This window comes from Stenotrophomonas sp. FR024 (assembly GCF_047500745.2).
Lineage (GTDB): Bacteria > Pseudomonadota > Gammaproteobacteria > Xanthomonadales > Xanthomonadaceae > Stenotrophomonas > Stenotrophomonas maltophilia_A.
In genome coordinates, this window is the sequence record NZ_JAXAXM020000007.1 from 157,648 (window position 1) to 182,827 (window position 25,180).

Annotated in this window: 22 protein-coding genes; 12 read left to right on the forward strand and 10 right to left on the reverse strand. The window is 68.3% G+C overall.

Features of this window, described 5'->3' with window-relative positions:
• Positions 1-137 precede the first annotated feature (137 nt).
• The 3 genes from ACMZ91_RS10265 to ACMZ91_RS10275 all read left to right on the forward strand — a co-directional run bounded on the left by ACMZ91_RS10265 (position 138) and on the right by ACMZ91_RS10275 (position 4,910).
• The gene (locus ACMZ91_RS10265) at positions 138-2,363 is read left to right on the forward strand and encodes a S9 family peptidase (RefSeq protein ID WP_032129127.1); all 2,226 of its coding nucleotides are present in this window, start codon (positions 138-140) and stop codon (positions 2,361-2,363) included.
• 25 nt (positions 2,364-2,388) lie between these two features.
• Complete coding sequence (locus tag ACMZ91_RS10270; RefSeq protein WP_277778711.1) at positions 2,389-2,904, forward strand: cytochrome c oxidase assembly factor Coa1 family protein; 516 nt, start codon at positions 2,389-2,391, stop codon at positions 2,902-2,904.
• 206 nt (positions 2,905-3,110) lie between these two features.
• Positions 3,111-4,910, forward strand: coding sequence for a DUF885 domain-containing protein (locus tag ACMZ91_RS10275; RefSeq protein WP_414576994.1), 1,800 nt, complete (start codon positions 3,111-3,113; stop codon positions 4,908-4,910).
• A gap of 307 nt (positions 4,911-5,217) precedes the next feature.
• Here ACMZ91_RS10275 and ACMZ91_RS10280 read toward each other — a convergent pair whose 3' ends face one another.
• On the reverse strand, positions 5,218-5,682 hold the full coding sequence (locus tag ACMZ91_RS10280) for a hypothetical protein (protein WP_014038879.1): 465 nt from the start codon (positions 5,680-5,682) through the stop codon (positions 5,218-5,220).
• Positions 5,683-5,866: 184 nt separating this feature from the next.
• On the opposite strand from ACMZ91_RS10280, the gene ACMZ91_RS10285 reads away from it, so the two are divergent.
• The 4 genes from ACMZ91_RS10285 (at position 5,867) to ACMZ91_RS10300 (ending at position 8,466) form a co-directional block, all read left to right on the forward strand.
• On the forward strand, positions 5,867-6,115 hold the full coding sequence (locus tag ACMZ91_RS10285) for a hypothetical protein (RefSeq protein WP_006475755.1): 249 nt from the start codon (positions 5,867-5,869) through the stop codon (positions 6,113-6,115).
• Between the two features lie 122 nt (positions 6,116-6,237).
• Positions 6,238-7,155 carry a bestrophin family protein gene (locus ACMZ91_RS10290; protein ID WP_010482217.1) on the forward strand — a complete coding sequence of 306 codons (918 nt, stop codon included), beginning with the start codon at positions 6,238-6,240 and terminating at the stop codon, positions 7,153-7,155.
• A gap of 19 nt (positions 7,156-7,174) precedes the next feature.
• Positions 7,175-8,164, forward strand: coding sequence for a porphobilinogen synthase (gene hemB / locus ACMZ91_RS10295; RefSeq protein ID WP_049461677.1), 990 nt, complete (start codon positions 7,175-7,177; stop codon positions 8,162-8,164).
• 32 nt (positions 8,165-8,196) lie between these two features.
• Positions 8,197-8,466 (forward strand): hypothetical protein, encoded by a 270-nt coding sequence (locus tag ACMZ91_RS10300; protein ID WP_049461678.1) that lies wholly within the window; start codon positions 8,197-8,199, stop codon positions 8,464-8,466.
• Between the two features lie 160 nt (positions 8,467-8,626).
• Here ACMZ91_RS10300 and ACMZ91_RS10305 read toward each other — a convergent pair whose 3' ends face one another.
• Positions 8,627-9,499 carry a TolB-like translocation protein gene (locus ACMZ91_RS10305; protein ID WP_049461679.1) on the reverse strand — a complete coding sequence of 291 codons (873 nt, stop codon included), beginning with the start codon at positions 9,497-9,499 and terminating at the stop codon, positions 8,627-8,629.
• Positions 9,500-9,547: 48 nt separating this feature from the next.
• On the opposite strand from ACMZ91_RS10305, the gene aroE reads away from it, so the two are divergent.
• From aroE to dinG, 3 genes are all read left to right on the forward strand, one after another.
• The gene (gene aroE, locus ACMZ91_RS10310) at positions 9,548-10,393 is read left to right on the forward strand and encodes a shikimate dehydrogenase (RefSeq protein ID WP_049461680.1); all 846 of its coding nucleotides are present in this window, start codon (positions 9,548-9,550) and stop codon (positions 10,391-10,393) included.
• Between the two features lie 3 nt (positions 10,394-10,396).
• Positions 10,397-10,750 carry a hypothetical protein gene (locus ACMZ91_RS10315; protein WP_005411542.1) on the forward strand — a complete coding sequence of 118 codons (354 nt, stop codon included), beginning with the start codon at positions 10,397-10,399 and terminating at the stop codon, positions 10,748-10,750.
• A gap of 167 nt (positions 10,751-10,917) precedes the next feature.
• Complete coding sequence (dinG, locus tag ACMZ91_RS10320; protein WP_049461681.1) at positions 10,918-13,020, forward strand: ATP-dependent DNA helicase DinG; 2,103 nt, start codon at positions 10,918-10,920, stop codon at positions 13,018-13,020.
• Positions 13,021-13,171: 151 nt separating this feature from the next.
• On the opposite strand, the gene ACMZ91_RS10325 is transcribed toward dinG, so the two are convergent.
• Both ACMZ91_RS10325 and ilvD read right to left on the reverse strand, forming a co-directional pair.
• Positions 13,172-13,789 (reverse strand): hypothetical protein, encoded by a 618-nt coding sequence (locus ACMZ91_RS10325; protein ID WP_049461717.1) that lies wholly within the window; start codon positions 13,787-13,789, stop codon positions 13,172-13,174.
• Positions 13,790-13,927: 138 nt separating this feature from the next.
• Positions 13,928-15,766 carry a dihydroxy-acid dehydratase gene (gene ilvD, locus ACMZ91_RS10330; RefSeq protein ID WP_049461718.1) on the reverse strand — a complete coding sequence of 613 codons (1,839 nt, stop codon included), beginning with the start codon at positions 15,764-15,766 and terminating at the stop codon, positions 13,928-13,930.
• Positions 15,767-16,078: 312 nt separating this feature from the next.
• Here ilvD and ACMZ91_RS10335 point away from each other — a divergent pair, with 312 nt between their 5' ends.
• Both ACMZ91_RS10335 and ACMZ91_RS10340 read left to right on the forward strand, forming a co-directional pair.
• Entirely contained in the window at positions 16,079-16,651 is a 573-nt protein-coding gene (locus ACMZ91_RS10335; RefSeq protein WP_014038869.1) for a DUF1190 domain-containing protein, read from the forward strand.
• 7 nt (positions 16,652-16,658) lie between these two features.
• Positions 16,659-17,837 (forward strand): glutathionylspermidine synthase family protein, encoded by a 1,179-nt coding sequence (locus ACMZ91_RS10340; RefSeq protein ID WP_049461682.1) that lies wholly within the window; start codon positions 16,659-16,661, stop codon positions 17,835-17,837.
• A gap of 559 nt (positions 17,838-18,396) precedes the next feature.
• Here the strand turns inward: ACMZ91_RS10340 and ACMZ91_RS10345 are convergent.
• From ACMZ91_RS10345 to ACMZ91_RS10370, 6 genes are read right to left on the reverse strand one after another with little or no spacing between them, the layout of a single operon-like run.
• Entirely contained in the window at positions 18,397-19,695 is a 1,299-nt protein-coding gene (locus ACMZ91_RS10345; protein WP_049461683.1) for a DUF58 domain-containing protein, read from the reverse strand.
• Positions 19,692-20,678: an AAA family ATPase gene (locus ACMZ91_RS10350; protein WP_005411535.1), complete on the reverse strand. Its 987-nt coding sequence runs from the start codon at positions 20,676-20,678 to the stop codon at positions 19,692-19,694. The genes ACMZ91_RS10345 and ACMZ91_RS10350 overlap by 4 nt, the downstream gene beginning before the upstream one ends.
• Complete coding sequence (locus ACMZ91_RS10355) at positions 20,675-21,859, reverse strand: DUF4350 domain-containing protein (protein ID WP_049461684.1); 1,185 nt, start codon at positions 21,857-21,859, stop codon at positions 20,675-20,677. Before ACMZ91_RS10355 ends, ACMZ91_RS10350 begins: the two co-directional genes overlap by 4 nt.
• A complete protein-coding gene (locus ACMZ91_RS10360; RefSeq protein WP_414576995.1) occupies positions 21,856-23,475 on the reverse strand; it encodes a DUF4129 domain-containing protein in 1,620 nt (539 codons plus the stop codon). Before ACMZ91_RS10360 ends, ACMZ91_RS10355 begins: the two co-directional genes overlap by 4 nt.
• Positions 23,465-24,457 carry a stage II sporulation protein M gene (locus tag ACMZ91_RS10365; RefSeq protein WP_032129115.1) on the reverse strand — a complete coding sequence of 331 codons (993 nt, stop codon included), beginning with the start codon at positions 24,455-24,457 and terminating at the stop codon, positions 23,465-23,467. The genes ACMZ91_RS10360 and ACMZ91_RS10365 overlap by 11 nt, the downstream gene beginning before the upstream one ends.
• Positions 24,454-25,143, reverse strand: coding sequence for an RDD family protein (locus tag ACMZ91_RS10370; protein WP_049461685.1), 690 nt, complete (start codon positions 25,141-25,143; stop codon positions 24,454-24,456). The genes ACMZ91_RS10365 and ACMZ91_RS10370 overlap by 4 nt, the downstream gene beginning before the upstream one ends.
• Positions 25,144-25,180: the final 37 nt, after the last annotated feature.

Sequence of the window (25,180 nt, forward strand, 5' to 3'; positions counted from 1 at the left end):
GGGGGGGGGCGGCGGGTGGGCCGCCACGCCTCATGGGCAGAAGGTCATGCTGCCTTCCCGCACCGGCTTGGTTAGGATGGAGGCTGACCGCCCCGCGTCCATCGCGGTGGCGGACCTGCCGTTTGCCGGGATCCTCCATGCGCCACCTGTTCGCTTCGCTCGCCCTCATGCTCGCCACCAGTACCGCCGCCCACGCTGAAAAGCTGACCCTGGAAGCCATCACCGGCCCGCTGCCGCTTTCCGGCCCGACCCTGATGAAGCCGAAGGTCGCCCCCGATGGTTCGCAGGTCAGTTTCCTGCGCGGCAAGGACAGCGACCGCAACCAGCTGGACCTGTGGACCTATGACATCGGCAGCGGCCAGACCCGCCTGCTGGTGGATTCCAAGGTGGTGCTGCCCGGCACCGAGACCCTCAGCGATGAGGAAAAGGCCCGCCGCGAGCGCCAGCGCATCGCCGCGATGACCGGCATCGTCGATTACCAGTGGTCGCCGGACGCGCAGCGCCTGCTGTTCCCGTTGGGCGGCGAGCTGTACCTGTACGACCTCAAGCAGCAGGGCCAGGCCGCAGTGCGCCAGCTGACCCACGGCGAGGGCTTCGCTACCGACGCCAAGCTGTCGCCCAAGGGCGGTTTCGTCAGCTTCATCCGTGGCCGCAACCTGTGGGTGATCGACCTGGCCAGCGGCAAGCAGCTGCAGCTCACCCGCGACGGCAGCACCACCATCGGCAACGGCGTGGCCGAGTTCGTCGCCGACGAGGAAATGGACCGACACACCGGCTACTGGTGGGCGCCGGATGATTCGGCCATCGCCTTCGCGCGCATCGATGAAGCACCGGTGCCGGTGCAGAAGCGCTACGAGGTCTACGCCGACCGCACCGACGTGATCGAGCAGCGTTACCCGGCCGCCGGCGACGCCAACGTGCGCGTGCAGCTGGGCGTGATCGCACCGGCCGCCGATGCGCAGCCGCGCTGGGTCGACCTCGGCAAGGAACAGGACATCTATCTGGCCCGCGTCGACTGGCGCGATGCGCAGCACCTGAGCTTCCAGCGCCAGTCGCGCGACCAGAAGCAGCTGGACCTGGTGGAAGTGGCGCTCGATTCCAACCGCCAGCGCGTGCTCGCCCACGAGACCAGCCCGACCTGGGTGCCGTTGCACAACAGCCTGCGTTTCCTCGATGACGGCAGCGTGCTGTGGTCGTCCGAGCGCACCGGTTTCCAGCATCTGTACCGCATCGACAGCAAGGGCAAGGCCACCGCGTTGACCCACGGCAACTGGCCGGTGGACGAACTGCTGGCGGTCGATGAGAAGGCTGGCAAGGCCTACTTCCGCGCCGGCATCGAGACCTCGCGCGAAAGCCAGATCTACGCGGTGTCGCTGCAGGGCGGTGAGCCGCAGCGCCTGTCGAAGGCACCGGGCATGCACAGCGCCAGCTTCGCCCGCAATGCCAGCGTCTATGTCGACAGCTGGTCCAACAGCACCACGCCGCCGCAGATCGAACTGTTCCGCGCCAATGGCGAGAAGATCGCCACCCTGCTCGAGAACGATCTGGCGGACCCGAAGCATCCGTATGCGCGTTACCGCGATGCACAGCGCCCGATCGAGTTCGGCACGCTGACCGCGGCCGACGGCAAGACCCCGCTCAACTACAGCCTGATCAAGCCGGCCGGCTTCGATCCGTCCAAGCGTTACCCGGTGGCGGTGTACGTCTACGGTGGCCCGGCCAGCCAGACCGTCACCGACAGCTGGCCCGGCCGTGGCGACCACCTGTTCAACCAGTACCTGGCCCAGCAGGGCTACGTGGTGTTCTCGCTGGACAACCGCGGCACCCCGCGCCGTGGCCGTGACTTCGGTGGCGCGTTGTACGGCAAGCAGGGCACGGTGGAAGTGACCGACCAGCTGCGCGGCGTGACCTGGCTGAAGCAGCAATCGTGGGTGGACCCGGCGCGCATCGGCGTGCAGGGCTGGTCCAACGGTGGCTATATGACCCTGATGCTGCTGGCCAAGGCCTCGAACCAGTACGCCTGTGGCGTGGCCGGTGCGCCGGTGACCGACTGGGGCCTGTACGACAGCCACTACACCGAACGCTACATGGACCTGCCGGCGCGCAACGAAGCGGGTTACCGCGAAGCGCGCGTGCTGACCCATATCGACGGCCTGCGCTCGCCGCTGCTGCTGATCCACGGCATGGCCGACGACAACGTCTTGTTCACCAATTCGACCAGCCTGATGAGCGCGTTGCAGAAGCGTGCACAGCCGTTCGAGCTGATGACCTACCCGGGTGCCAAGCATGGCCTGTCCGGCGCCGATGCCCTGCATCGCTACCGCGTGGCCGAAGCCTTCCTGGGACGCTGCCTGAAACCCTGATCCACAGCCGGGAAGGAGCCCGCCGATGACCCTGCCACCACCGATTCCCGCCCATCGACAGACGTCCGCCGGTTGGTGGTACCGTCATTGGCGCTGGGCGATGCCGTTGACGGTGGTGCTGGTGCTGGGCGGCGCCGGTGGCGTGGTGACCTGGAGCGTGCTGCGCTGGAGCGAGGCGGCACGCGAGAGCCCGCCGATGCGCGAAGCGTTGCGCCGCGCGGGCTGCAGCATCGAACTGGTGGAAGCCTTTGGCGAGCCGCTGCATATCGAATCGATGCCGCTGGGCAGCATGCAGACCGCGATGAACGGCCAGCGCGACGTCGGCCTGACCGTTGCGCTGGAAGGACCGCATGCGCACGGCCGGCTGTTCGTGCAGGGCAGCCGTCGCGATGAAGTCTGGGATTACCCGGTGATGTATGTACTGGCCGAAGACAAGCAGACCTTCGACCTGACTGCACTGGATGACGACGAGGCTGCGGGGGAGTGCGAGCTGCAGGCCTGCCGTGAGCGTGGCGAATGCCCGCTGACCGCCGCGCTGTGACCGCAGGTCGCGCGGCCGGGTAAGGGCGGCCATGTAGAGTCGACTGTTAGTCGACTGCTTTCCACAAGACGCCTGAAAAACCCCGCGCTGCGCGCGATAGTCGACTGACAGTCGACTCTACCCATCAGCCGCGCCGTGACCTCCAGCCGATTGTCGCCATCGCCGTGAGCGCGTAAGTTGCGGGCAACCCTTTGCTGGAGTGTCCCATGAAGCCGATTGCGCTCGCTGTTGCCCTGGCCCTGACTGCCGCCCCGTTGCTGTCCGCACCGCCGGCGCTGGCTGCACCCGCCGCCAAGGCCGCCACTCCTGCCAGCCCTGCCTGGGTCGCCCGCAGCAATGCACTGGCGCAGATCCTGCTTGATGCACAGGGTCCGTTCCAGCCGGAGGAAACCGGCTTCTTCGGTGTTCCCGGCTACGACGACAAGGTGGCCGACCTCGGCCCGGACAACGGCAAGCGCTACCGCGCCGCGATGGCCAAGGCCCGCGACGAACTGAAGGCGAAGCTGGCCACCGAGCAGGATCCCAATGTCCGCCAGGACCTCGAGATCATGATCCACGCCGCCAGCCAGAACATCGAAGGCAGCGAGCTCAACGAGAAGTACCTGTTGCCGTGGAGCGATGCGCCGCAGACCGTGTTCAGCGGCCTCAACCTGCTGCTGTCCGACCAGGTGCCGGCGGAGCGTCGGGCCAAGGCGCTCGACCGCCTCAAGGCCTACGCCGGCCTGCAGCCGGGCGGCACCGCCTTCACCACGCTGGCGCGCCAGCGCTATGAAGAGCGCTTGAAGGACAGCAGCCTGCTGCAGCCGACAAAGATCGAAGTGCAGCAGTCGCTGGACAACGTCGAGACCTACATCACCGGTATCGAGTCGCTGCTGAAGAAGTACCAGATCGCCGGTGCCGATGAAGCAATGAAGGCGCTGGCCGGGCAGATGAAGGACTACGCCGCCTGGACGCGCACGACCGTGCTGCCGAAGGCTCGCACCGACGCACGCCTGCCGGCACCGTTGTACGCGTACCAGCTCAAGCAGGTCGGCATCGACATCGACCCGAAGCTGTTGATGCAGCGCGCGCAGCTGGAGTTCATGGAAACCCGCTCGGCGATGCAGCAGCTGGCGCCGCTGGTGGCGAAGGACAAGGGCCTGAAGGTGGCCGACCCGAGCGACCCGGTGGCGGTGATCCGCGCGCTGAAGGCTGACAAGATCGCCGACGATCATCTGGAAGGCCACTACCGCAAGGTGATCGACGCGATCGATCCGCTGATCCGCGAGCACGCCATCGTCGACGTGCCCAAGCGTGCCATGCAGATGCGACTGGGTTCGGCCGCCGAGAGCGCCGCCAGCCCGGCGCCGCACTTCCTGCCGGCGCCGCTGGTCAACAACACCGGGCAGCAGGGCACCTTCGTGCTGCCGCTGGGCAATCCGGCCGCCGGTCCGGGTGCGCAGTACGACGACTTCAACTTCGGTGCGGCGGCGTGGACGCTGAGCGCGCATGAGGGCCGCCCGGGTCACGAGCTGCAGTTCACCGCCATGGTCGAGCGCGGCGTGTCGCTGGCACGCACCATGTTCGCGTTCAATTCGGTGAACGTGGAGGGCTGGGCGCTGTATGCCGAGGCCGAGATGGTGCCGTACGAGCCGCTGGACGGGCAGATGATCGCCCTGCAGTTCCGCCTGCTGCGGGCTGCGCGCGCGATGCTGGACCCGATGCTCAACCTCGGCCTGACCGATCGCGCCAACGGCGAGCGTGTGCTGATCGAGCAGGTCGGCCTGTCCAAGGCGATGGCCACCCAGGAACTGGACCGCTACATGGTGCGCATGCCGGGTCAGGCCGGCAGCTACTTCTACGGCTACACCCGCATCCTGGAACTGCGCATGCAGACCGAGCTGGCACTGGGCGCGAAGTTCGACCGCCTGGCGTTCAACAACTTCCTGCTCGACCAGGGCCTGCTGCCGCCGGACCAGCTGGCCGATGCGGTGAACAAGGTGTTCGTGCCGAAGTACAAGCGCTGAGCATCACCGGTAGTGCCGGCCACTGGCCGGCGCTGCGGGTTTCGTGCCAACCAAGGTTGGCACCTACCAGAGCGATGCGTCGGTTATTGCAGGGGTAGTGCCGGCCGCTGGCCGGCAATTGCCGTTGGTAGATGCCGACCTTGGTCGGCGCTGTGGGTTTCGTGCCAACCAAGGTTGGCACCTACCAGAGCGATGCGTCGGTTGTTGCAGGGGTAGTGCCGGCCGCTGGCCGGCATTTCCCTTGGGCGAAGAGGATTTCTGAGGTTGCCGGCCAGCGGCCGGCACTACCCACGGTGACGCCGCCGCGTCACCGCTGCGGTTGCGGCGTAATCACCTGTGTCGGCAACCGCGCGGGCGGTGCCGGATTCGGCACCCAGATCGCGACGCCGGCGGCGCGCTTCTGCGTGGTCGGAATACCGATGCCGACGCCGCCACCGACGTGCGAGCCGAACGTGCCGGCGCCGACCGACATGCCCACCGGCGAGCCACTGCTGCCCACGCCCATCAACACCACGCCATTGGCGCCGAGCGCGGCGGCCTCACGCTTCAGGCGTGCCACGGCGGCATCGGTCTGGCCCTGGGTGCCGAAGCCGACGGCGGACGCCGATTCCAGCTGGGCGATTTCCTGTGAACCGGCCGGTGGCGTCGAATAGATCTGCACCAGCGCCGGATCGATCGGTGCGCGGGCGCGGCCCAGCATCACCTTGGAGGTACTGGCACAGCCAGCGGCGACCAGCAGGATGGCCGCCAACGCGGCCCAACGGATGTTCATGGCACGACCCCTGTAGGACTGGTTGCGATCATCGGCGGGCCACTCTGAATCGGCGCCAACACCCGGGCCAGGGCACGCACGGCAGCACGCTAGCACGGCGGGGGTGACAGCCCCGCCAATGGCAGTAGGCGGCGGCAGCGGGAACGTCTATGGTTGGGGCAGGAACCAACTGCGGGAGAGCGGCATGGGTGTGATCAGTCTGTTGTGGGGCGTACTGGCGCTGTTGTGGATGATCCTGGCGCTGATTCCACTGCTGGGCTGGGGCAACTGGTTCCTGATCCCGTTCGCTGCGGTGGGCGCGGTCATCGCCGCGCTCGGCATCCTGTTCACCCACCCGAGCAAGCGCGGCCGGGCCTGGGCCGGCCTGGTCCTGAACGGCATCGTGGTGGTGGTCGGCATCCTGCGCCTGGGCCTGGGTGGCGGCGTGATCTGAGCCCGCACCCGGGTGCGACAGGGCGTCGCAGGCGCACGGCCCATGGCCGGGCAGGGGCGTACAATGAATGGCTGCGCGAGCCCCCCGCGTGCCTGTGAATCCGCGCCCGGCGCGGCTGCCCCATGATCATCCGACCCCGTCCCCACGGCTGGCAACTGCTTTACATCCTGCGCGGTTCGATCGTCAAAGCGATCGCGCCCAAGGTGCTGGCCATCCTGATCCTGTCCATTGCCGTGGCTGCGGTGGTGGAACTGGCGCCGCCCACCGGCATCGAACGCGTTTCCGTCACGCCGTTCACCCTGCTCGGCCTGGTCCTGTCGATCTTCCTCAGCTTCCGCAACAGCGCCTGCTACGAGCGCTGGTGGGAAGGCCGCAAGCTGTGGGGCCAGCTGGTCTACGAATCGCGCTCGCTGGCCCGCCAGGTCAACCTGCTGCTGGCCGATGACACCGGCCGCCGCCGCCGCATCGCCTACCTCACCACCGCCTTCGCCCATGCACTGGCCGGTCGCCTGCGCGGGCGCATCGTGGCGCTGATGGCCCTGCCGTGGCTGGACAAGCGCCAGCGCGAACAGCTGGGCCAGCGCGAGAACGTGCCCGACGCGCTGTTGTCGATGATCGCCGCCGAGCTGGCCCAGGCCCTGCGTGCCGGTGACCTCGACCCGATCCTCTACACCCAGCTGGAAGAACGCCTGCACGCGATGTCGTCGATCCAGGCCGGCTGCGAGCGCATTCTCACCACACCGCTGCCGTTCGCCTACACCCTGCTGCTGCACCGCTGCGCGTGGATGTTCTGCGTGCTGCTGCCGTTCGGCCTGGCCAGTTCGCTGGGCTGGGGCACGCCGGTGCTGTCGGCGGTGCTGGCCTATGCCTTCTTCGGCCTGGACCAGCTGGGCGAAGAAATGGAAGACCCGTTCGGCCTGGAGCCGAATGACCTGCCGCTGGACGCGCTGGTGCGCACGATCGAGATCGACCAGCTCGATGCGCTCGGCGAACGCCCGTTGCCCGAACCCCTGCTGCCGCAGGGCTACCTGTTGCAATAGCCACTCTTCGGAGCCTGCCATGTCCCATCCGCTTTACCGCCCGCGCCGCATGCGCCACGACGAGTTCTCGCGCCGCCTGATGCGCGAGAACACGCTGACCACCGACGACCTGATCTACCCGGTGTTCGTGCACGAACTGGCCGGCCGCACCGCAGTGCCGTCGATGCCGGGCGTGGAGCGGCTGTCGATCGAAGAACTGCTGAAGGTGGCCGAAGAGGCGCTGGAGCTGGGCATTCCGGTGATCGACCTGTTCCCGGTGATCGACCCGTCGCTGAAATCGCTGGATGCATCGGCGGCGTGGGCCGAGGACGGCCTGGCGCAACGCGCGATCCGCGCGCTGAAGTCGCGCTTCCCGGAACTGGGGGTGATGACCGATGTGGCGCTGGACCCGTACACCACCCACGGCCAGGACGGCATCATCGACGACAAGGGCTATGTGCTGAACGACATCACTGTCGAAGCGCTGGTCAAGCAGTCGGTATCGCATGCCGAAGCCGGCGTCGACATCGTTTCGCCGTCGGACATGATGGACGGCCGCATCGGCGCGATCCGCCGTGCGCTGGATGCCGACAACCACGTCAACGTGCGCATCATGGCTTACTCGGCCAAGTACGCCTCGGCATTCTACGGTCCGTTCCGTGATGCGGTGGGCAGCGCCGCCAGCCTCGGCAAGGCCGACAAGAAGACCTACCAGATGGACCCGGCCAACGGCGACGAGGCCCTGCGCGAGATCGCGCTGGACCTGGAAGAGGGCGCCGACATGGTGATGGTCAAGCCGGGCATGCCCTACCTGGACCTGGTGCGCCGGGTGAAGGACACGTTCGGCGTACCGACCTTCGCTTACCAGGTGAGCGGCGAGTACGCGATGATGAAGGCGGCCTTCGCCAACGGCTGGCTGGACGAGCGCGCCTGCGTGCTGGAGTCGCTGCTGGGCTTCAAGCGCGCCGGCGCCGACGGCGTCCTGACCTATTTCGCGCCGCAGGTGGCGCGATGGCTGCGCGAGCGCTGACAATAGCGCCACGATAGACGGAGGAATGCGCGATGGGACCCGAACTGGGATGGATGCAATGGCTGATCTGGGGCATCGGTACGCTGGTGTTCGGCGCCATCATCGTCGGTGTCTTCATCGCCGCCTGGCGGGCCGGCAAGCGCCCGCCGGAGCAGCTCTCCGCCGCCCGCCACGTGGCCCGTGAGCAGGCCCTGCCGGACAGCGTGCAGGCCGAGCTGGCCGCGCTCAACCAGCGCAAGGACAACGGCCAGCTGAGCGAGTTGGAGTACGAGCAGCAGCGCGCCAAGGTGTTGTCGCGCTGACCCTCACGTTCTGGTAGCCGCCAACCTTGGTTGGCACTTTCCCGCATGCCAACCAAGGTTGGCATCTACCAAACGGCCATTCACGCACGGTGTGGATCTACCGCACGCACCTGGCGCATCCATCGCCCTGGTAGTCGCCAACCTTGGTTGGCGTTTGCCGTCACCGTGCGCCCGGCACGCACCCCGCAACCGCCGCCACCTTCGGCACCGCCAACCGGTACACGTCCACGCCACCGGCACGCGGTGCCCTGGCCGCGCTGCTGGCCACCATCATTTCGCCTGGCTTGGCGTTGTCGATCACCGGCGCGCCGGTCCAGCCGCCGGTCTGGTTGAACGACAGTCCCAACGGTTGCAGGGCCGCGCCACTCCACGCGCAGCCGCTGCTCCACACCTGTGCGGTCGTGCCGTTGCCGCGGCTGAACACCACCGCGCCATCGTTGCCCAGCCAGTCGCCGTCGGTCTCGTCATCGGCGCTGTTCAACGCTGTCAATGCGGTGGCAGGGCCGCGCATGCCCTGCGCATCCAGCGTCGCCACGAACAGGTTCCAGCCGGCGCCACGGCCCTGTTGGCGGGCAAACAGCAGCCGCGTGCCGTCCGCGCTCAGGGCCGGCCCGCGCTCTTCGTGGCGTCCACCGTCGCCGGCCATGGGGTGCGCCTTGCCCAGCCGGCCATCGGCTTCCACCGCGGCCCGGTACAGCGCCAGCGCGCCTTCGCGGCCGGCGGCGAACAACAGCCAGCGGCCGTCGCGGCTGAAGTACGGATCGCGGGCCTCGCCGGCCACGCCCACCGCCAGGGCCTGCGCCTGCTGCCAGCGGCCATCGACCACGCGCGCCTCCCACAGGCCCCAGCCGGCTTCGCGGCGGCGGGCGAAGACGATGCGCCGGCCATCGGCACTGATCGTGGCGCGGCCCTCGTCGGCGCGGGTCGAGACCATGCCCATGCCTTCGATGCCGTACTCGTTCAACGCCATCGCCACGGGGGCAGAGAGTAGACTGGCGGCAAGCACCAGCAGGGGCGGGGTGATGCGCATCATCCGGGTCCGTGCACGAAAGAGCATCAGTCTAGCCAGCTTGAGGATTCCATGACCGACCGTTACGCCGTCTTCGGACACCCCGTTGCCCACTCGAAGTCGCCGCAGATCCACGCGACGTTCGGTCGCCAGGAAGGCATCGCGGTGGATTACCGCGCGATCGACCTGGCCCCGGAGGCGTTCCTGGCCGGCCTGGAGGCCTTCGCCGCCGACGGCGGTGTCGGCGCCAACGTCACCTCGCCGCACAAGGAGGCCGCGTTCTCGGTGTGCACCACCCTGACCGCACGCGCGCGCCGCGCCGGTTCGGTCAACACGCTGCTGCGCAAGGGCGACCGCTGGCATGGCGACACCACCGACGGCATCGGCCTGGTGCGTGACCTGACCGACCGCCATGGCCTGGACCTGCGTGGCCGCCGCATGTTGCTGATCGGTGCCGGTGGCTCCGCGCGCAGCGTCGCCCCGGCGCTGCTTGATGCCGGCATCACCGAGCTGGTGGTGGTCAACCGCACGCCGGAACGCGCCGATGAACTGATCGATGCGATGGGTGAGCCGGGTCGCGCGATCAGCCGCTACTGGGAAGACCTGCGTGATCTGGGTGACTTCGAACTGATCGTCAACGCCACCTCGGCCGGCCGCGACCGTGACGTCGAGTTCAAGCTGCCGCTGTCGCTGGTCAACTCGATGACCACCGCCGTCGACCTCAACTACGGCGAAGCGGCGATCGCCTTCCTGGCCTGGGCGCGCGCCGCGGAGTGCCGCAATACGGTCGATGGCCTGGGCATGCTGGTCGAGCAGGCCGCTGAGAGTTTCCTGCAGTGGCACGGTGTGCGCCCGCAGACCGACGAGGTCTACCAGTCGCTGCGCCGGGGCTCGGCCGTGCTGGCCGGCGAGGACTGATCGATGGACGGCACAACCCTGCTGGTCACGGTGCTGAGCATGGTGGGCGTGCGCCTGCCGGTGCTGATCGCGCTGTGCGTGGGCCTGGTCTGGGTGGTCGGCGCACCGCGCGATGCCACCCGCACCGGTGCCCTGGTCGGCCTGCTGCTGTTGCTGCTGGCCAGCCTCGGCGGCATGGCGGCGGGCATCCTGCCGATGTGGATGGTCCGCAGCGGTGATTTCAGTGCCGTGTCGAGCTTGAGTGCCATCCTCGGCGTACTGCATTTCGCGCTGGCGATGGTCGAGGCCATCGGTGTGGTGCTGGTGGTGTGGGCGCTGGTGCGCCTGCTGCGTACCCGTACGCTCCCGGCCGCCTGACCGGTCGCGCCGGGCCATGCCCGGCGTATCTGCCCCTGGGATGGTCCGGTCATTGGACCGGGACCGCCAGCGGGCGTCGTCGCTGGCCCGTTCAGGGTCCCAGCGGCGGTGAATGCGGCCGGCCATGCGACAATGCCCGGCCTGATCCAGCTACGGCAATTCCCGGCGTGACCGAAACCGTCGCCGCTCCGCGCACCCTCGATGACACCTTGAAGGACGCGATCCGCAAGGCGTACACGACGCTGCAGGCCAATACCCCCGGCTTCTCCACCCGTCGCTCGCAGAGCCAGATGATCGGCGTGGTGTCGCGTGCGCTGTCGAAAAGTGGTGGCGTCGGCGTGGTCGAGGCGCCCACCGGCGTCGGCAAGAGCCTGGGCTACCTCACCGCAGGCGTGCCGATCGCATTGGCCAGCAAGAAGAAGCTGGTGATCAGCACCGGCACCGTGGCGCTGCAGTCGCAGCTGGTCGAGCGCGATATCCCGAATTTCCTGAAAGCCACCGGCCTGGAGGCGACCGTGGCGCTGGCCAAGGGCCGTACCCGCTACCTGTGCACGCGCAATGCCGCCGAGGCGCAGGGCGAGGGCTCGCAGGGCGGCATGTTCGAGGATGACGCGCCGCTGTTCGACCGGCCGCTGGCGCCGATCGAAATGGACATCGCCAAGCGCCTGACCGACGCCTTCACCAGCGGCAGCTGGGATGGCGATATCGACAACGCGCCGGAGACCATCAGCCCCGGCCTGCGCAGCCGCATCACCACGCCGGCTTCGGGTTGCGCCGGGCGCCGTTGTGCGCACTCGGCACAGTGCGCGGTGCTGCGTTCGCGCAACACCGTGCGTGATGCGCAGATCGTGGTCACCAATCACGCGCTGCTGCTGTCGGCGCTGTCGATCGGCGACAGCGACAACGGCCAGCCGTTGATCGCACCGCCGTCGGACATGCTGCTGGTGCTGGACGAAGGCCATCACATCGGCAACGTGGCGATCGACCAGGGTGCGGCCAGCCTCGCGCTGGACGAGATGGCCAAGCGCACCGGTCGCCTGCAGATCCTGATCGCCGGCGCCTACCGCGCGGTCGACAAGGATCGCCTCGGCAACCTGCTGCCGAATGAAGCGATCGAGGTGGCCAGCAACGTGGCCAAGCAGCTGCGCGCGTTCCGCGATCATATCGAGCGCGTGTGGATGCCGGCGCCGGCGGACGAAGAGCCGATGTGGCGCGCCGCCAATGGACGCCTGCCCGAGGCCTGGCGCGAGCCGATCGAAGCACTGGCCGACGATACCCGCAGTCTCTACAACTGGGCGCATGCCGCTACCGCGCAGGTGGCCAAGGGCAAGCCGGACGATGCCGCGCGCGAGCGCCTGCAGCGCAACCTGGGCATGGCGCTGGAAATGATCGAGCAGCAGTACAACCTGTGGCAGGCCTGGCGTCGCGAAGACAAGGACGGTGCGCCGCCGATGGCGCGCTGGGTCACCGCCACCCGCGACGGCGACCTGGTGCTGCACGGCTCGCCGGTTTCGGCCGCGCACGTGCTGCGCAAGCTGCTGTGGGATGAAGTGGACTCGGTGGTGATGACCTCGGCGACGCTGACCGGCGGTGGCGACTTCCAGTCGCTGGCGATCGACAACGGCATTCCGGAAGAGGCCGAGATGGTCTCGCTGTCGTCACCGTTCGACCTGCCCAACCAGGCCGAGCTGATCGTGCCGAAGTTCCCGGTCACCCCGGACGACCGCGAAGGCCACCCGCGCGAAGTGGCGCGCTACCTGGACACCGAACTGGACTGGGCCAAGGGCTCGATGGTGCTGTTCACCTCGCGCTGGAAGATGGAGAAGGTGGCCGGGCTGATGTCGGCCGCGCGCCGCAAGCAGGTGCTGGTGCAGGGCGAGATGTCCAAGACCCGGCTGATCGACGAGCATCTGCGGCGCGTGGCGGCAGGCGAAGGCTCGGTGCTGTTCGGGCTGAATTCGTTCGGCGAAGGCCTCGACCTGCCCGGCGAAGCCTGCACCACAGTGGTGATCACCCAGGTGCCGTTCGCGGTGCCGACCGATCCGCAGACCGCCACGCTCAGTGAATGGTTCGAGGGACGTGGGCTCAATGCCTTCAACCTGATCGCCATTCCGCACGCGCTGCGCACGCTGACCCAGTTCGCCGGCCGCCTGATCCGCACCTCCACCGACACCGGCCGCGTGGTCATTCTTGATTCGCGACTGCTGACCCGCCGTTACGGCAAGCGCATCATCGACGCGCTGCCACCGTTCAAGCGCGTGATCGGCTGACCGGTAGCAAAAAGGGGACGGAGGGAATTAAGTCGTTTATGGCAAAAACGACTTAATTCCCTCCGTCCCCTTTTTTGCGAGCACTGTACAGATGCCGGCCAGGGGCCGGCACTACCGCACGGGCTGACGATCGGACAGCGGCGCTTGGTGGTTACCGGGTGCCTGTTTCAGGCGTCCGGCAGCCTGGCCCATAGGCCTCCATGTAGGGTTTGCCGAAGCAGCGCAGTAGCCCATCAAGCACATCCAGGTTGGGCGGCCACGGCATCTGCACCTGCTGCCCGCCTTCGGTGGTGAACTGGTAGCGACCGTCCTTGATGTTCTCCGCCATCGCGGTGGGCGTCGGTATCGCGACCAGCCTCGCACGAGCCTTCTCCAGGGCGCTGCGGTCCTGGCGCAGGAACGCGACCATGCCGTCCACGTAGGCATTCCAGTAACCCGGGTCGCCCGCGTTCACGGGTTTGTGGCTGCGTTCCATCAGCGTGATCGCCTGCGCGGTCTGCCCCAGCTCCGCGCGCAGCTGGCCCTCGTGCCAGGTGATGATGACGTTGCCTTCTGCCTTGGGCAGAGCGCCGTAGGCGGACAGCAGGTCGGCCGCTTCGCGGGTACAGCCACGGTCGGCCAGCGGGCGCCAGCCACCTGCCAGATCCTGATCGAATCGGCCAGGTTCCATCGCCAGCATCGCGGCACGGTCGTAGCTGCAGTCCGGGGCTTTGGGCGGTTCGGCTGACGTGCCCATGGCAGCGGCCAGCGCTAAGGAAAGCAACATCATCTCAACCTCCGTGTTGGTGACTTCCTGGACCACCATAACGGATCAGGAGGGGTAGCGCCGGCCGCTGGCCGGCAACCTCATTGATGTGGGGCGTCGCAGTGCAGATGCCGGCCAGCGGCCGGCACTACCGCGCGGGGGTCAATCGCCGAGCAGCGCGGTGTTGCGTACGGCACCCTTGTCAGCGCTGGTGGCCAGCAGCGCGTAAGCCTTCAGTGCACTGGTGACCTTGCGCGGGCGCGGTGCGCGCGGCTTCCAGCCGCGGGCATCGGCGTCGGCGTGGCGCTGGGCCAGCGTGGCCTCGTCCAGCAGCAGGTCGATGCGGCGGGCCGGGATGTCGATGCGGATGCGGTCGCCGTTTTCCACCAGGCCGATGACACCGCCGCTGGCGGCTTCCGGCGACACGTGGCCGATCGACAGGCCCGAGGTTCCGCCGGAAAAGCGGCCATCGGTGAGCAGCGCACATTGCTTGCCCAGCCCCTTCGATTTCAGATAGCTGGTCGGGTACAGCATCTCCTGCATGCCGGGGCCGCCCTTCGGGCCTTCGTAGCGGATCACCACCACCTCGCCCGGCTGCACCTCGTCGGCGAGGATGCCGGCAACGGCGGCGTCCTGGCTTTCGTAGACGCGCGCGGGGCCTTCGAACACATGGATCGACTCGTCCACGCCGGCGGTCTTCACCACGCAGCCATCGATGGCCAGGTTGCCGCGCAGCACGGCCAGCCCGCCTTCCAGCGAATACGCGTGCTGCAGCGAGCGGATGCAGCCCTCGGCGCGGTCCACGTCCAGCGTCGGCCAGCGCGTGGCCTGGCTGAAGGCCTCCTGGGTGGGGATGCCGGCCGGGCCGGCCTTGAAGAAGGTATGCAGGGTGTCGTTGTCACTGCGCACCACGTCCCAGCGTTCCAGTGCTTCGGCCAGGCTGGCGCTGTGCACGGTCGGCACCGTGGTTTCGAGCAGGCCGGCGCGGTCCAGTTCACCGAGGATGCCGAACACGCCGCCGGCGCGGTGCACGTCCTCGATGTGGTACTTCGGCGTGTTCGGCGCCACCTTGCACAGCTGCGGTACGCGCCGCGACAGCGCGTCGATGTGGGTCAGGTCGAAGTCGACCTCCGCTTCCTGCGCGGCAGCCAGCAGATGCAGGATGGTGTTGGTGGAACCGCCCATGGCGATGTCCAGGGTCATCGCGTTGGCGAACGCGGCCTGGGTGGCGATGCCGCGCGGCAGCGCGCTCGGGTCTTCGCCGCCATACCAGCGGTGGCAGAGTTCGACGATCAGGCGGCCGGCGCGGCGGAACAGCGCCTCGCGGTCGGCATGGGTGGCCAGCGTGGTGCCATTGCCCGGCAGCGACAGGCCCAGCGCTTCGGTCAGGCAGTTCATCGAGTTGGCGGTGAACATGCCCGAGCAGGAGCCGCAGGTGGGGCAGGCGCTGCGCTCGAACGCGGCGACCTTCTCGTCGGAGGCGCTGTCATCGGCGGCCACCACCATCGCATCGACCAGGTCCAGCTTGTGCTCGGACAGCTTGGTCTTGCCCGCTTCCATCGGCCCGCCGGAGACGAACACCACCGGGATGTTGAGGCGCAGCGCGGCCATCAGCATGCCGGGGGTGATCTTGTCGCAGTTGCTGATGCACACCAGCGCGTCGGCGCAGTGCGCGTTGACCATGTACTCCACGGCGTCGGCGATGATCTCGCGGCTGGGCAGCGAATACAGCATGCCGTCGTGGCCCATCGCGATGCCGTCGTCCACGGCGATGGTGTTGAATTCCTTGGCGACGCCGCCGACCTGTTCGATCTCGCGCGCGACCAGCTGGCCGAGGTCCTTCAGGTGCACGTGGCCGGGCACGAACTGGGTGAAGGAGTTGGCGATGGCGATGATCGGCTTGTGGAAGTCGCCGTCCTTCATGCCGGTGGCACGCCACAGGGCGCGGGCGCCGGCCATGTTGCGGCCGGCGGTGGAGGTGCGGGAGCGGTATTCAGGCATGGCTGGCGGAACGGGCGGGCCGTACAACGTGGGGGTCGCCCGATCATGGCCAATTTTTTCGGTTGCTGCTGCAACCACCCGTTTTCGGTAGATGCCGACCTTGGTCGGCGCCGTGCCGTGTGTGCCAGCCAAGGTTGGCACCTGCCAGAGCGGTGCGCCGCCCGGGGTCGGATCCCATCGCGGCGCGATGGGCTCTGACCCCAATGCCCGACGAAAATGAAAGTCCGTTCATCTTTCGGACTTTGCCGATTCCGGTTGCTGGTCCGGATTTGGCATCATTGGGGCATTGATCCGTCGACAGGGCATGAGGCCATGAAACGTTCCCGCACCACCGCGCTGCTGCTGATGAGCGCTGCGCCGCTGCTGTTCACCGCCTGCCAGAAGGAGCCGGAGGTGAAGGTGCAGGAAGGCCTGTACACCTCGGTGGAGGCCTGCACCGAGGCCACCGGCGATCCGTCGTCGTGCCGCAATGCCTTCGCCGAAGCGCAGAAGCAGGCCGCCGATGCTGCGCCGAAGTACGCCAGCAAGGAAGCCTGCGAGAAGGACTACAAGCCGGAACAGTGCGTGCAGCAGCACACCTCGGCCGGTACCTCGTTCATCGGCCCGATGATGATGGGCTTCTTCATGTCGCAGATGCTGAGTAACCGCGGCGGCCTGGCTCCGCAGGCGCCGGCGGCGTCGCCGGCCTACCAGGACAAGAGCGCTGGTTGGGCGCGTCCGGCACCGGGCGGCAGCGGCGGCCTGAACACCGCCAGCGGCATCGGCGCCGGCAAGGCGGGCCTGGCGCCGGTCACCAGCGAACCGAACCGTGCGGTCACCGCCAGCCGTGGTGGCTTCGGCAACACCAGCGCACGCCGCAGCACCAGCGGCAGCTACGGCGGCTGATCGACCCATGCAGCGTATCCGGATTGCCGAGCGTGCCCAGTGGCGGGCACGCGCGGAAGAGGCGGGTTTCCGCTTCCACACCATCGACGGCCAGCCGTACTGGGATGAAAGCGCGTATTACGCTTTCACCCTGCGCCAGATCGAGCAGGACATCGAAGACCCCAGCGCCGAGCTGCACCAGATGGCGCTGGACCTGGTCGGCGATGTCATCGGCAGCGAACGCCTGATGGACCAGCTGGCGATTCCGTCGCATTACCGCGACTGGATCGCCGACAGCTGGCGCCAGCGCCAGCCGCATCTGTACGGTCGCCTGGACCTGGCCTACGACGGTACCGGCCCGGCCAAGCTGTACGAGTTGAACTACGACACGCCGACCTCGCTGTTCGAGGCCAGCTTCTTCCAGTGGCAGTGGCTGGAGGACCAGCGCAATGCCGGGCGCCTGCCGCAGCATGCCGACCAGTTCAACGCCATCCATGAGGCGCTGGTCGAGCGCTTCGGCGAACTGGCCACGCAGCTGCCGCCGCCGCTGTACTTCAGCGCGGTGGGCAGTTCCGAAGAAGACCGTGGCACGGTCGATTACCTGCGCGACTGCGCCTCGCAGGCCGGCCTGCATGGCCAGGCCATCGCCGTCGAGGATATCGGGCTGTCCGAGGATGGCCGCTTCACCGCGCTGGATGATTCGGTGATCGGCACGCTGTTCAAGCTGTACCCGCTGGAAGACCTGATGGCGGAAGAGTTTGGGCGCGCACTGCCCGGCTCGGGCGTGCAGCTGCTGGAGCCGGCGTGGAAGGCGGTGCTGAGCAACAAGGGCATCCTGCCGCTGCTGTGGCAGCGCAACGTGGGCCATCCGAACCTGCTGGAAGCGCATTTCGATGACGGCAGCACGCTGGCGTCGGGCTGGGTGCGCAAGCCGCTGTTCTCGCGCGAAGGCGCGAACATCGAGATGCACCTGGCCGATGGCAGCACCCAACGCAGCGACGGTCCCTACGACGGCCCGGCGATCATCCAGCGTGCGCATCCGCTGACCCGCTTCGAAGGCGGCTACCCGCTGATCGGAAGCTGGGTGGTCGGTGACCACGCCTGCGGCATCGGCATCCGCGAGGACGACAGTGCGATCACCCGCGACAGCGCGCGCTTCGTGCCGCACGCGATCGTTGATGAGGCGCCGACGCGGATCTACGTCTGATGACGGTGCGGCGCCCCCGGGCCGGCGTGGGCAACCGACGCCGGTCGTAGAACAACCGCTGTGGGTAGTGGCCGACCTTGGTCGGCGCCGTTGATTCCGTGCCAACCAAGGTTGGCACCTACCAGAGCGGTGCGTCGGTTGTTGCAGGGGTAGTGCCGCCCGCTGGCCAGCAACCGCCGTTGGTAGATGCCGACCCTGGTTGGCGCTGTGGGTTCGTGCCAACCAAGGTTGGCACCCACCAGAGCGATGCGTCGGTTGTTGCAGGGGTAGTGCCGGCCGCTGGCCGGCAACCGCCGTTGGTAGATGCCGACCCTGGTCGGCGCTGTGGGTTTGTGCCAACCAAGGTTGGCACCTACCAGAGCGATGCGTCGGCTGTTGCAGGGGTAGTGCCGACCGCTGGCCGGCAACCGCCGTTGGTAGAGGCCGACCTTGGTTGGCGCTGTTGATTCCGTGCCAACCAAGGTTGGCACCCACCAGAGCGATGCGTCGGCTGTTGCAGGGGTAGTGCCGGCCGCTGGCCGGCAACCGTTGTTGGCTCCCACCAGATCGATCGCTGGTATCAGAGCAGCCCTTCGCGCTTCACCGCCAGGTAGCGTTCCACCAGCGCACCGGGCAGGGCATCGGCGGTTACGTCCAGCACCATCACCTTCTCGCTGCGCAGCGCCTCATGCGCCTTCGCGCGCTGCTGCAGGTACAGCGCCGCTGCACCGGCCTGGGTGGCGTCTTCCAGTGTCTGCACTTCGCTGTCCAGCACACCGTCCAGCTCACGCTCGCGCAGGCTGGCCACGCATACCAGGTGGCGCTGCTGCAGCAGGCGCACCGCCGCCAGCAGGTCTTCGATGTCTTCGTCGCGCACATTGCTGACCAGCATCACCAGCGCACGCCGGCGCTGGCGCAGCGACACTTCGGTGGCGGCGGCCAGGTAGTCGGTGGCCACCGCGCGTGGCTGCAGGTCGTAGCTGGCGCGCAGCAGGTGCTCGACGGTGCCCATGCCGCGCTGCGGCGCCACCCAACGGCGCTCGCCACCGGTGGCGAACAGGCCGGCGGCGTCGCCCTGGCGCAACGCCAGGTAAGCCACCACCAGCGAGGCGTTCAAGGCATGGTCGAAGTGCGAGAGCCCGCCTTCGCTGGCCAGCATGCGCCGACCGCTGTCGAGCATCAGCAGCAGCTGCTGGTTCTTCTCGTCCTGGTATTCGCGCGAGATCAGCTTGCGCGCACGCGCGGTGGCCTTCCAGTCGAGCTGGCGCAGGCTGTCGCCGATGCGGTACTCGCGCATCTGGTGGAAGTCGGTGCCTTCACCGCGGCGGCGCTTCACGTGTGCACCGACCAGCCGCGAGGCCTGGTCGGCACTGAACAGGGCAAAGCGGGTGAGCGGCACGAAGTTCGGATAGACCCGCACGTCCAGTGCGGGCGGCAGCGTGCGTTGCTGCCACCACAGCCGCCACGGCGAACGCATGCGCAGGTGCACGCCTTCGAAGCGGAAATGCCCACGCTGCAGCGGCTGCAGGTGGTAGTGGAGGGTGGAAGCACTGCCCGCCTGCAGGCGCACGCGCTGCGGCAGTGATTCCAGCGGCCAGCCGCCGGGGACCAGGTCGAACACCTGCACCGTCATCGGTGCGTCCGCCTGCAGCCGCAGTGCAGCCTCGCGGCGCACGCCCAGTGCCAGCGCTTCGGGCAGTTCGCGCTGCACCTGCGGCGACGGACGCCGCCACTGGCGCCACAGATCCATCAGCGCCGGCACGGCAATCGCCAGCGCCGCCAGCGCCCAGCTCCAGCGCGGCAGCAGACCGCCCAGCACCAGACCGCCCAGGGCAGCCCAGGCCAGCAGCAGTGCCAGCAGCAGCGGGGCCGGCCTCATCGGCGCGGCGCTTCCACCTTGGCCAGCAGCGCGCCCAGCACGTCGTCGGCGTCCTGGCCTTCGATCTGCAGTTCCGGGGCCAGCGCGATGCGGTGGCGCAGCGCCGGGCGTGCGATGTCGCGCACATCATCCGGAGTGACGAAATCACGACCGGCCAGCACCGCCTGCGCGCGCGAGGCACGCACCAGCGCGATGCTGCCACGCGGGCCAGCGCCGACCGCGATACCCGGCCACTGCCTTGTGGCCGCCACAATCCGCACCGCGTAGTCGATCACTTCGTCGTCGACGGTGATCGCCGCAGTGGCGCGCTGCAGTTCCAGCAGCTCACCAGCACCGAGCACGCGTGGCACCTGGCTCAGGTCGAAATCGCTGGCGGCACGGCCGCTGGTGATCGCGGTCACCATGCGCTTCTCGTCCTCCAACTGCGGGTAGTCGATCAGCACCTTCAGCAGGAAGCGGTCCAGCTGTGCTTCCGGCAGCGGGTAGGTGCCTTCCTGCTCCAGCGGGTTCTGCGTGGCCAGCGCCATGAACGGCGGCGCCAGGGTGAAGGCCTTGCCTTCGATGGTCACCTGGCCTTCCTGCATCACTTCCAGCAGCGCCGACTGGGTCTTGGCGGGTGCACGGTTGATCTCGTCGGCCAGCAGCAGGTTGGTGAACACCGGGCCGCGGCGGATCTTGAAGCTCTCGCTCTTCGGGTCGTACACCGCGTGGCCACTGACGTCGCTGGGCATCAGGTCGGGGGTGAACTGTACACGCCCGTAATCCAGCTCCAGGGCCTGTGCCAGTGCGCGCACCAGCAGGGTCTTGCCCAGCCCGGGCACGCCCTCGATCAGCACGTGACCACCGGCAAGCAGCGCCACCAGGATCTGGTCCAGCACATCGGCCTGGCCGATGAAGGCGTGGCCGACGGCATCGCGGATGGCATCGACGCGTTCGATCAGGCGGGCGTTGGCGGCCGCCGGCAGCTCGGGGACTTCGGTCATAGCAGGGATCTCATCTGGAGCAGCAAGCGGATGCGCTCGCGCAGGGCGGAGGAATCGTGCGGCGGTGGGGGCGTGAGTGCGCTGGCGACGCGGCCCTGCGGCCACTTCAGCAGCTCGGCGATGGCCTGATCGCGCGGCGCACCATCCAATGCGGCGGCAATCGGTGCGCGCAGGCGCAGGCGGTGCAGGAACAGGGCGAGCACGGCCTCGTACAGGCGTATGCCGTGACCGAAGCGCAGCAGCAGTTCTCCACTGGCACGCACGTGCTCCAGCAGTGAACGACGTTCCAGCACCGGCGACGGCAGCAGGCTGCCGAAGCGCTGTGAACGGCCCCACAGCCAGCCCAGCAGGGCCAGCAGCAACGGCACCCACAACGGCCAGCCCTGATAGAACATGCGCGACCACAGCGACGGCGGGCGGCTGGCATAGACCAGCCAGACCGCACCCTTGCCATAGTTCGGATCGAGCAGGTAGCGGGTCAGGTCGCGATGCGACGCGTCGTGCAGGCCGTCGCTGGCCCCGCCACCTGCCGACGCCAGGCGCGCTGCCGGTGAGTCCACTTCGCTGCGCATGAACTCCATGTCGGCCAGCACGCTCACTCTGCCCTGGCCGTGGCGCAGGCGCGCGAACACCAGGTCGCGATCAGTGCCCCAGCGGCGTTCGGCCTGCGCACTGGCGGCAAAGCCCAGGGTGAAGCGGCGGCCACCACAGAATTCGACGTGGCCCGGATCGTCGTCGACATGGAAGGCCTGGCAGTCGCTGCGCTGGAACAGGCTGTCTACGCCCAGCCGGTCCAGCAGGGGGCCCTGCGTGCTGCCGGCATCGTCCTCGGCCGGCGGCGGCGTACGTACCAGCAGGTGGCCACCCCCGTCGACCCAGTCCAGCAGTGCGCTGGCGACGGGCGGCGGCAGTTCGCTGCTGTCCTGCAGCAGCACTACCGTGTCGTGGCGCCCCAGCGTCATCTGCTGCAACTCCAGCCGCGGTCGCGAATGCACGTCGATGCCATCGGCGCGCAGGGCCTGGCCGAGTACGTACAGCGGGTTGTAGGCGGCCTCGCCCTGTGGCGGCAGCCGGATCGTCTCGGTCACCCGTTCGTGCGTGCGCAGGTAGAGGATGGTCAGCGGTACGCCGAACAGCACCAATGCACCGAGCAGCAGCGACCAGAACAGGCGCGGACTCATGCCTGCCACCCGTACTGCTGGCGCAGGGTATCGGCCAATGCATCGAAATCGGCGCGGCTGGGCAGGCGGCCACCGTAGGCGGCGTACTGCCACATGCGCACGATGCGCGCGAACAGGTCACGGTCGCTGGCCTGGGGCATGCGTCGCGATGCGCGCAGGCATTGCGCTTCGGTGGCACCGGGTGGAAGCGCGATACCGCTGCGCTCGCCCACCGTGCGCACGCTGGCGCGGTACAGCAGGGCCAGCGCCTGCCGCGGCCGGCCCTGGTCCCAGAGCAGGCCAGCCTGGGTGGCCACGTCCGGCGGCAGCACCACCGGCAACTCCACCTGCTCCTCCAGCACCTTCGGTGCAGCGTCGGCCTTGCGCCGGCCACTGCCACGCAGCCACGGTAGCCACAGCCGCGCGGTCAGCAGCAGCACCAGCAGCAGGATGCCGAGCAGGCCCCACAGGCCCCATTCGGCCAGCCGTGCCAGCCAGGCGATGCCGTCCTTGCGCGCCTTGCGTTCACCTTTGCTGTTGGTGTCACGCTGCAGCTGCTTGTCTTCCTTCCTTTTTTTTTCCTCGGCCTGCTCGATCGGCTTCCAGCGGGCCACCTGGCGGGTCGGGCGCTGCAGCGGGTCTTCATAGGCGCGGTTCACTGCCTGACGGAAACCGGCGGTGTCCACCGGCGCTGTACCGAAGATCATTGCCGGCGTATTGGCGGGGTCGTTGGCCGCGGTGGCCGGTTCTTCTGCACTGTCTTCGTCCTCTTCGGCATCGCCGGCCTGCTCCGCGACCGTCTGCGCGTCCTGCGCATGCACCGGTGCGGACACCAGCGGCAGTGCCAGCCACAGCAGCAGCGCCAGCGTCGATGCTGCCGGCAGCAGCCGCTCGCGTAGGCGGCGCAGGGCGATTTCGACGTCCCAGGCTTCCATCTGCGTTCGACGGTTCAGGTACAGGCCAAAGCCCGCACCGACGAAGAACGGGCCGATCAGCACCGAGGCCAGCCAGCACGCCAGGTTGAAGCCCAGCCGTGCCCATGCGGGCGTGTCCTTGCCAATCATGTCCCACGCCGCACGCCACGATTCGGACATCAGCTCCAGTGGCATGAACATGAACACCGCACCGATCGCGCCGGATACCAACACGGCTTCGAACGCCAGGCAGGTCACCGTCAGTACCAGTGCCGCGCCCGCTGCGCCGGCTGCCACCGCACGACGGCGTGGGCCGCGCTGGCCCGGTGTGTTGCCTTCCAGCAGGTTCACCGGCAGGCACAGGCTGCGCAGCACGCTGAAGCGACGCCAGCCCAGGTAGCCCCAGAAACCGGTGTTGCCCCAGTGGCGCTGCGCGCGCAGGGCGGCCAGCGTGCCGACCGGCTCACCGAAAATGCCGCGCGACAGCACGTACAGCGGCGCGCGTTCGAACAGCGGCTTGCACCACCACATCGCCAGCCAGGCCCAGCCGAAGGCATCCAGCCACCAGCCCAGCGCGTTGAAGATCACGAACAGCGGTGCACTGGCCAGCAGCCAGCTGCCCCACAGCGCACGCGCGTGACGGCGGGACAGGGCGGTGCCCAGCTCCATCGCTTCCCAGCCACTGCGGGCGCGCAGCGCCACGTCCAGGCGGTCAATGCGCATGGCCGCCCCCACGTCCGCCGCGCCACAGCCACAGCAGCACGCCGGCCCACAACACACCGGCCACGCTGAACTTGCCCCACGCCGGTACTTCGGCAAGCGAGGACCAGAAGGCTTCGATGAAGGCGGCCACCAGCAGCATGAAGGCGACGCCGAGGCACAGCCGTGCGCCGATGCGGCCGCCTTCGACCAGTGCATCCAGGCGGCTGCGCCGGCCTGGTGCCAGCAGCTTCATGCCCAGCTGCAGACCGGCACCGCCGGCGATCACGATCGCGGTCAGCTCGAAGGCACCGTGGCCGACCACGAAGCGCCAGAACGGGTCGCCATGGCCGATGTGCTGCAGGTGACCGGCCACCGAACCGATGATCACGCCGTTGAACAACAGCACCAGCAGCGTGCCCAGCCCAGCCAGCAGCCCGCTGGCAAAGGTGCGCAGGGCGATGCTGATGTTGTTCATGATGTAGTGGCCGAACATCATCCAGTCGGTGCCGCTGTCACGCCCCAGGCGCTCGGCGGCGGGATCGTACATGCGCTCCATCTCGGCGATCTGGCGGTTGTCCATCAGCATGTGGATCAGGTCCGGATAGACCTGCACCAGCACGAAGCAGGCCACCGCCGGCAGCGCGAACATCGCCAGCGCCACCCACATGCTGCGCGCCTGGCTGCGCACCAGCAGCGGGAAATCGGCCACCAGGAACTCCAGGGCACCCCGCCAGCGCGTCGGCGGCGTGCGGTACAGCACGCTGTGGCCCTGCTGCATGAGCTGCTGCAGGCGCTGCACCAGCTGCGGGCTGTAGCCGCGTTCGCGGGCCAGTGCCAGTTGCTGGCACAGCCGCCGGTAGCGCTGCGGGAAGGTGGTGTCGTCCAGTGCCAGGCCGCTGGCCTTGCGGCGCGTGCGGCGTGAGGCACCGGCACGCAGCAGCAGCCACTGCTCCAGGTCCTGCCATTCCTGCTGGTAGCGGGCGACGAACTGTTCCTGCTTCATCGCCGCCCCAGCAGCCAGTTGGCCATCGCATACAGGCGCAGCACGCCGACCTGGCCATGGGTGCCGGTCAGTGGCTCGGCAATACCGGCCAGCTCCTGCTGGCGCGCCGCCGACAACCGTGGCGCGCGCTCGGCGAAGGCCATCAACGCAGCCTGTTCCTCTGGTCGCAGCGGCTGCGGCGGGGCCAGCACGCTGTCGATGGTCGGCGGCGGTGGCAGGTACAGCGCGGGTGCGTGCACCACCACGGTGCCCGCCACCAGGTCGCCAAGGCGGCGGCCATGCGGATCGAACAGGCTGCTGATCAGGCCCAGCGCATAGCCGAACGGCAGCATGTCCACCGTGCGCAGCAGGTTGCGGGTGATCGCCGCCATCCAGCCTACCGGCGCGCCATCGCGGGACAGCACGCGCAGCCCCAGCGCACGCTTGCCCAGCGTGCGCCCCCACAACGCTTCGCAGACGATCGGGTAGGCCCAGTAGACCAGGAACATCAGCACCAGGTAGAGGCCGGAGCCGAACTTGTCCAGCAGCGCCAGCGGAATGGACACCAGCACCAGTGCCGCGATGCGCACGCCAAGATCGACCAGCCAGGCCATCGCCCGCGGTACCGGGCCGGCGGTAGGCAACTGCAGCGGCACACCCTCCGGCGTCACCACCTCGCGGTAGGTATCGAGCATCGGTGCGGCCATCAGCGCGATGGCCTTCGTTGTGGGCGCCGGAGTCCTC